Origin of the sequence: Clostridium sp., from assembly GCF_032552055.1 — a bacterium.
Taxonomy (GTDB): domain Bacteria; phylum Bacillota; class Clostridia; order Clostridiales; family Clostridiaceae; genus Clostridium.
Window position 1 is genome coordinate 1 of sequence record NZ_JAWGSV010000158.1, and the last position, 7,370, is coordinate 7,370.

General features: G+C 29.7%; 5 protein-coding genes and 1 riboswitch. Of the genes, 4 read left to right on the forward strand and 1 reads right to left on the reverse strand.

Annotation, left to right across the window (positions count from 1 at the left end; translation table 11 throughout):
- Positions 1 to 99 precede the first annotated feature (99 nt).
- The 4 genes from nifV to E6248_RS10855 all read left to right on the forward strand — a co-directional run bounded on the left by nifV (position 100) and on the right by E6248_RS10855 (position 5,594).
- On the forward strand, positions 100 to 1,263 hold the full coding sequence (gene nifV / locus E6248_RS10840) for a homocitrate synthase (RefSeq protein WP_316340820.1): 1,164 nt from the start codon (positions 100 to 102) through the stop codon (positions 1,261 to 1,263).
- 19 nt (positions 1,264 to 1,282) lie between these two features.
- Positions 1,283 to 3,205, forward strand: coding sequence for an aconitate hydratase (locus E6248_RS10845; protein WP_316340821.1), 1,923 nt, complete (start codon positions 1,283 to 1,285; stop codon positions 3,203 to 3,205).
- Positions 3,206 to 3,437: 232 nt separating this feature from the next.
- Positions 3,438 to 4,703, forward strand: a complete 1,266-nt coding sequence (locus E6248_RS10850) for a CapA family protein (RefSeq protein WP_316340822.1) — start codon at positions 3,438 to 3,440, stop codon at positions 4,701 to 4,703.
- Positions 4,704 to 4,834: 131 nt separating this feature from the next.
- Positions 4,835 to 4,936, forward strand: a riboswitch (purine riboswitch).
- An 85-nt stretch (positions 4,937 to 5,021) separates the two neighbouring features.
- Complete coding sequence (locus tag E6248_RS10855) at positions 5,022 to 5,594, forward strand: xanthine phosphoribosyltransferase (protein WP_316340823.1); 573 nt, start codon at positions 5,022 to 5,024, stop codon at positions 5,592 to 5,594.
- 527 nt (positions 5,595 to 6,121) lie between these two features.
- Here E6248_RS10855 and E6248_RS10860 read toward each other — a convergent pair.
- Positions 6,122 to 7,370: PTS sugar transporter subunit IIA (locus tag E6248_RS10860; RefSeq protein WP_316340824.1), on the reverse strand; the 1,249-nt coding region annotated here is incomplete at its 5' end.

The window sequence follows — 7,370 nt, forward strand, 5'->3', positions numbered from 1 at the left end:
CTGTATATGGTAAAATTAATTAATAATTATCGAAAATGTTAATTTTCATTGGGGTTAGATTCAAAAAAAGTAATAAATTTTAAAGTAAGGGGGAAGGTTATGTCCATTAAAAATTTAAAAACAGGAAAAGAAATATTTGTAGTAGATACTACATTAAGAGATGGAGAGCAAACGGCAGGAGTTGTATTTGCTAATGAAGAGAAAATTGCAATTGCTAGTATGTTAAGTGACCTTGGAGTAGATCAGTTAGAAGTAGGAATTCCTACTATGGGTGGAGACGAAAAGGAAGCTATAAAGAGTATAGTTAAGAGAAACTTGAAGTCAAGTATTATGGCCTGGAATAGAGCGGTTATCAAAGATATAGAGCAATCAATAGACTGTGGAGTTGATGCAGTAGCTATTTCAATTTCTGTATCAGATATTCATATCAAGCATAAACTTAAGACTTCTAGAGAATGGGTTCTTGATAATATGGTTAAATCTGTAGAATTTGCAAAGAAAAATGGCTTATATGTATCAGTTAATGGTGAAGATGCTTCTAGAGCGGATAGAGATTTCTTAGTTGAATTTATTGAAGCAGCAAAACAAGTTGGTGCAGATAGATTTAGATATTGTGATACTGTAGGTGTTATGGAACCATTTAAGATAAATGAAGACATTAAATATATATATGAGAAAACAAAATTTGATATTGAAATGCATACTCATGATGACTTTGGTATGGCAACTGCAAATGCAATAGCAGGTATCGTTGGTGGAGCTTCTCATGTAGGAGTTACAGTTAATGGATTAGGTGAAAGAGCTGGTAATGCAGCCCTTGAAGAAGTACTAATGGCATTAATGTTTGTTTACAATTATGGCGGAAGCGTTGATACTAAGATGTTTAGAGAGGTTTCTGAATATGTATCAAGGGCTTCAGGTAGAGTATTACCTGCTTGGAAAGCTATAGTTGGAGATAATATGTTTGCTCATGAGTCAGGTATTCATGCAGATGGAGCAATTAAAAATCCTAAGAATTATGAGGCTTTTGATCCAGGTATAGTTGGACTTGAAAGACAAATAGTTATAGGAAAGCATTCAGGTAAAGCAGGTATAATAAATAAATTTAAAGAGTATGCAATTGAACTTGATGATGTTTCAGCTCAAGGTATTCTTGAAATGGTAAGATCAACTTCAGTAAGACTTAAGAGAAGTCTATTTGATAAGGAATTAGTACAAATATATAAAGAATACTCAAGATTAAAAGAAGAAAAAGTAAATTAGCAAAGGGGGCAATAAGCAAATGGGGGACAATTTAGTATATAAAATATTAAAAAGCCATTTAGTTGAAGGAACTATAGAAACTGGAAAGGAAATTGGAATAAAGATAGATAGAACTCTTACTCAAGATTCTACTGGTACTATGGCTTACCTGCAATTAGAGGCTATGGGAATAGATAAAGTTAGAACTAAAAAGTCAGTAGCTTTTATTGATCATAATATGCTTCAACAAGGTTTTGAAAATGCAGATGACCATAAGTTTATTCAAACAGTAGCATCAAAATATGGTGTATATTTTTCAAAACCAGGTAATGGAATATGTCATCAGGTATTTTTAGAAAGATTTTCTGTTCCAGGGGATACTCTTACAGGTTCTGATAGTCATACACCTACAGCGGGTGGGGTTGGTATGCTTGCTATGGGAGCAGGTGGGTTAGATGTTGCTTTAGCAATGGGTGGTGGTGCATATTATATTACTACACCAAAAGTTTGCAAGATAAATTTAAAGGGTAAGTTACAGCCTATGGTAGCTGCTAAGGATATTATTTTAGAAGTTCTCAGAAGACTAACTGTTAAGGGTGGAGTTTCAAGAGTTTTTGAATATGCTGGTGAAGGTGTTAAAAACCTATCTGTACCTCAAAGAGCAACTATAACTAATATGGGTGCTGAATTAGGTGCAACTACTTCAATATTCCCTAGTGATGAAAATACCTTAGAATATTTTAAGGCTCAAGGAAGAGAAGAAGATTGGATAGAATTTAAAGCTGATGAAGATGCAGTTTATGATGAAGAAATTACTATTAATTTAGATGAGCTTAAGCCATTAGCAGCTAAGCCACATAGTCCTGATAATGTAGAAGAAATTGAAAGTATTGGTAAGATTAAAGTAGACCAAGTTGCAATAGGTAGCTGTACTAATTCTTCATATGAAGATTTAATGAGAGTTGCAAAAATATTAAAGGGTAATAAAGTTCATAATGATGTAAGTTTAGTTATAGCTCCAGGATCAAGACAAGTTATGGAGATGATAGCTAGAAATGGTGCTTTAGGAGATATAATTAGTGCTGGTGCAAGAATATTAGAAAATTCTTGTGGACCTTGTATAGGAATGGGTCAAGCACCGGGAACTAATGGAGTATCCTTAAGAACATTTAATAGAAACTTCTATGGAAGAAGTGGAACTTTATCTGCGAAAGTTTATTTAGTAAGTCCAGAAACAGCAGCAGTTTCAGCAATTAATGGATACTTAACAGATCCAAGAGAATGTGATGTAGATATTACAGTTGATATGCCAGAAGAATTCTTAATAGATGATTCTATGATAGTTGCACCAGCTGAAGATGGATCTAAGGTTGAAGTCGTTAGAGGACCTAATATTAAACCATTCCCAGTTAATAAGGAATTAGGTGAAGATGTTGAAGGTAAGGTATTAATTAAGGTTGAAGATAATATTACTACGGACCACATTATGCCATCTAATTCAAAGCTTCTACCATATAGGTCTAATATACCTTATTTATCTGAGTACTGTTTTAATACAGTAGATGAAGAGTTCCCTAAGAGGGCTCAAGAAAATAATGGTGGAATAATTATTGCTGGTAATAATTACGGACAAGGTTCTAGTAGGGAGCACGCAGCTTTAGCACCATTATACTTAGGAGTAAGAGCAGTAATTGCTAAGTCTTTTGCTAGAATTCATAAAGCTAATCTAATAAATAATGGAATTATTCCAATGGAGTTTGAAGCAGAAGTTGATTATGATAAGGCTCAGCTGTTAGATCAACTTGAAATAGCAGATATTCAATCAGCTTTAGTTAATGGAAAAGCTACAGTTAAGAATCTAACTCAAGGAACATTCTTCAATGCGTATATCAATTTAAGTGAAAAAGAAATTGAAGTAGTTAAAGCTGGTGGAAGATTAAATTATGTTAAGATAAATGGATAATATAAAAAGAGTTGCAAAGGCAGCTCTTTTTTAAAAAAATTAAAAAACTAAGAATAACTTTATATATAAAGGTTTTTCTATATTATAAATCGGATAATTTTAAGTATAGAAGATTAATAGTATATAACAAGTATACATGGCTATGTAAAACTTTTATTGGGTTTTATATAGCTATATTTTTATTCCAATAGTTGTTATATAATTGAAATATATGGGTTAATAAGGAGGGTTTATGAGAAAAAAGAGAGTGCTTATTATTTTAATTATAACTTTTATACTATCTATTGTTGGATTATTTTATATTTCAAAACTAGAAGTTTTATTAAGTACATCTAATAAAGAGAAATTAACTGAAGATGAAGCTATTAAAGAACCTACTGAGGAGAAAAAAGATAATATAAAAACCATAGAAATAGCAGCTGTAGGTGATATTTTAATACATAAAGAAATACTAGAGACTCAATACGATGCTGAAAGTAATTCCTATGATTTTAAGAATACATTACAGTACGTTAAGGGTTATCTAAGTAATGCTGATTTAACTATAGGAAATCTAGAAGGAACATTATCTGGAGTTGAAAACTATGGTTTTTCAGGATATCCAAGCTTTAATGCTCCAGATGAATTAGCAGATGCTATAAAATGGGCAGGAATAGATGTGCTTAATAATATGAATAATCACTCTTTAGATAGAGATATTAGAGGGTATCATAGAACTAGGGAAACTTTAAATGATAAAGGGTTTGACATAATTGGAACTAGATCAAGCACTGAGGATAGTAGATATATTATTAAAGATGTTAAGGGTATAAAGATTGGAATTATATCTTATAGCTATACTATGACTGCTGAAGGTGGGGTTAGGGGGCTAAATGGAACTCCAATATCTAGTGAAATATATCCTTTAATGAATACTTTTAGAGAAGATTCTTTAGATGATGACTTAAATAATATGAAGGAACAAATAGATATGATGAAAGCTGATGGTGCAGAAATAGTAATATTTTATATGCATTGGGGAGAGGAATATGAACTAGAGCCTAATAGAACTCAAGAGAAAATGGCAAAGTTCCTAGCAAATAATAATGTAGATATAGTTTTTGCAACCCATCCACATTCATTGCAACCAATAGACATTATAAAATCAGATGATGGATTACATGAAACTTCAGTTATCTATTCTATGGGGAATTTCCTATCTAGTCAAAGAACTGAAAGAATACAAAATCCATATACAGAGGATGGAGTTATAGTTTTTGTGAACATTAGTAAAAATGAAGATACTAATGAGATTAAGGTTGAATATCCAAAGTATTTACCAACATGGGTTAATTGGTATGAAAAAGAAAGCAAGCTGTTCTATGAAGTAGTACCTGCTACAGTAAATGACGCTCCATACTTAACAGAAGAGGGAAAAAGTAGAGTTGTGGAATCCTTTGATAGAAGTAAGGGGATAATTGAATCTTATAGCGATAAAATAAAGGTGATAAATAATTAAGAATGAATAATGAAAAATTAAGAAGAAAACTCCTAAGGAGTTTTTAATAAAAGAGAGTTTTTAGACTAGGGATATTATTACCTTAGATTATTAAACTTGCAATAACTTATTTTAAATATTATAATTATCAAAAAAAAGAATATTATAGTATTCGTATATGCTTGAAAATATGGTTCAAGTGTTTCTACTAGGAAACCGTAAATATCCTAACTACGAAAAGAAATGATAATTGGAGCTTTTTAGTCTTTATTACTAAAAGTACAAGTAGGACAAGTTTTTTTGAATACTATAAACTTAAGTTTAAAGGAGAAAAAGTACATGCAATTATTAAAAGATATGATAATGAATAAAGGAAAAGTAAGAGAAGGAAATATCTTGAAGGTAGATTCTTTTTTAAATCATCAAATGGATATTAAGCTTTTCAATGAAATGGGAAAAGAGTTTAAAAGAAGATTTGAAGGGCAAAAAATAGATAAGATACTTACAATAGAAGCTTCAGGAATAGGAATAGCAGCTATAGTATCACAATACTTTGATTATGTACCAGTAGTTTTTGCTAAGAAAACAGAAAGCTTAAACTTAGATAAGGAAGTTTATGAATCAGAAGTTCATTCTTTTACTAAAAAGAAAACTTATAAGGTTAGAGTAGGAAAGCAATTCTTAAATGAAGGAGAAAATATATTAATTATAGATGACTTCTTAGCTAAAGGCTGCGCAACTAAAGGATTAATAGATATATTAAATCAATCTAAAGCAAACTTAGTTGGAGTTGGAATAGTAATAGAAAAAGGCTTCCAAGAAGGAAGAAGTGTACTAGAAGAAATGAATGCTAGAGTTGAGTCTTTAGCTATTATTGAAAAGTTTGAAGATGGAAAAGTAGTACTTAAGTAATGTTAAGAATGAAATAATGAAGAATTATTGTAGGAATTTAGCTTTTAGCTAAATTCCTTTCTTGATATATGGTTAATTGGAGTTAAATAATGTCTTAAGTTCATCTGGAACTTGGATAACTTCTTCAACTTTGTATTCATCATTAACTGAAATGGAAGTAAGTTTAATTAAAAGCATTTCTCCATTTTCAAAAGTAATAATATCATATAGATTATGATTACTTCCAGCTGTTACAATATCTTTAAATTTATTAAATTCCTCTTTAGATATTGAATTCTCTAATTTATCACTAAAGAGACTTTTAAAGTTATCATAAAATAGATTCTTTAACTAACAATATTGCATTTATAGGAGTATCAGCTTTTGGGTGTTAGTACAAAATGGTAGACACTATAAGTCGAACTAAGTAAAATATTATTTAGTAAGAAAGGAAGTGTTCGAGAATGGGTAAGGGCAAAAGATATACACAAGAATATAAAGAAATGATAGTAGGTTTATATAAGCCCGTATAAGAAATGTTATAATCCCTATAAGCATTCATTAAGCTTCTCAATGATAAAATCAAAATTTCTTTCTTCGATTATGGATTTAATAGTATTTAAATTAGGTAATAATTGTGAAAGTGCGCCAAATAATCTTCTTAAGTCTTTATCACACTCCCTTTTGATGCATATCATAAAAACTAACTGCACTTCTTGTGCTCCCCATTTAATCGGATTTTCAAGAATTGCTGTAACAACGAATGTTTCATCAGAAATTAAAGCATTTGGATGGGGTATTGCAATATAATTTCCAAAGGATGTAAATCCGTATTTTTCTCGAAGAATAACAGATTCATATAAATCAGAATCAACTTTTTTATATTTCAATGCGAGGTTACACATTTCTTTAATAACTTCTTCTATATTTATGCTTTTTAAAGACCTTATAAATAAATTCTCATCAAAAAAATCGAGTAAACTTTTATCTTCGTCACAAAATTGCAAGGCATTTTTGATTCTTACATAATCTTTTTCATCTAAGAAATAATTAATTTTAATTGCATTTAAAGGAATATTATCATTTTCAATAGTTGTAAATATAACATCATATTTTTTTAGCTTTCTTGCATCAACTTCACGTAAATTTAGTACATCCATTTCTAAAATCATTTCATTAAACCATTTTTTTAATGTTAATTTTAGCAATAATGAATCACTCTTACGACTTGAACATAAAATTAATATTCTCTTAGGTTTGGAAGAAACAGATTGCTTATACAATGATAAGTTATAATAAATAGCTAAATAACTTAACTCTGTCTCGTTAAGAACATATCCCAATTTTTTTCGAAGAAATGCACCAGATAATGTAGCCAATTCATATGCAAAGGTATAATTTTGTTTTATATCAGTTAACATTGGATTTTTTAACTGCATATTATTAGATAATCTAATATTTAATGGAATAAAGTGCAAGGCCAAAGAAATTCTTAATTCAATATCATATGATAAGTCAATATTACATTGTTCTTTAATATAAGATAGCATTTCTGAAATAATTTCTTTTGTTTCTTCAGTGATAATATCTGTTGATTCATGGTTTCTATTCCCTTTGATATAAATAGCTAAATGATAGACTTCGTCCTCTGGAAAGTCAAACCCTAATTCTTCAGAAAGGAGATTATATATTTCATTTGCTATTTCAACATCATGAGAAAACATTAATTTTTTCCTCTCACTATAATCAAATAAAATATAATTATTTTTAATAATACGTTTTACATTTATATAAATA

Coding starts and splice junctions, on each gene's coding strand:
- nifV (WP_316340820.1), top strand. CDS start 100: ATGTCCATTAAAAATTTAAAAACAGGAAAAGAAATATTTGTAGTAGAT.
- E6248_RS10855 (WP_316340823.1), top strand. CDS start 5,022: ATGCAATTATTAAAAGATATGATAATGAATAAAGGAAAAGTAAGAGAA.
- E6248_RS10850 (WP_316340822.1), top strand. CDS start 3,438: ATGAGAAAAAAGAGAGTGCTTATTATTTTAATTATAACTTTTATACTA.
- E6248_RS10845 (WP_316340821.1), top strand. CDS start 1,283: ATGGGGGACAATTTAGTATATAAAATATTAAAAAGCCATTTAGTTGAA.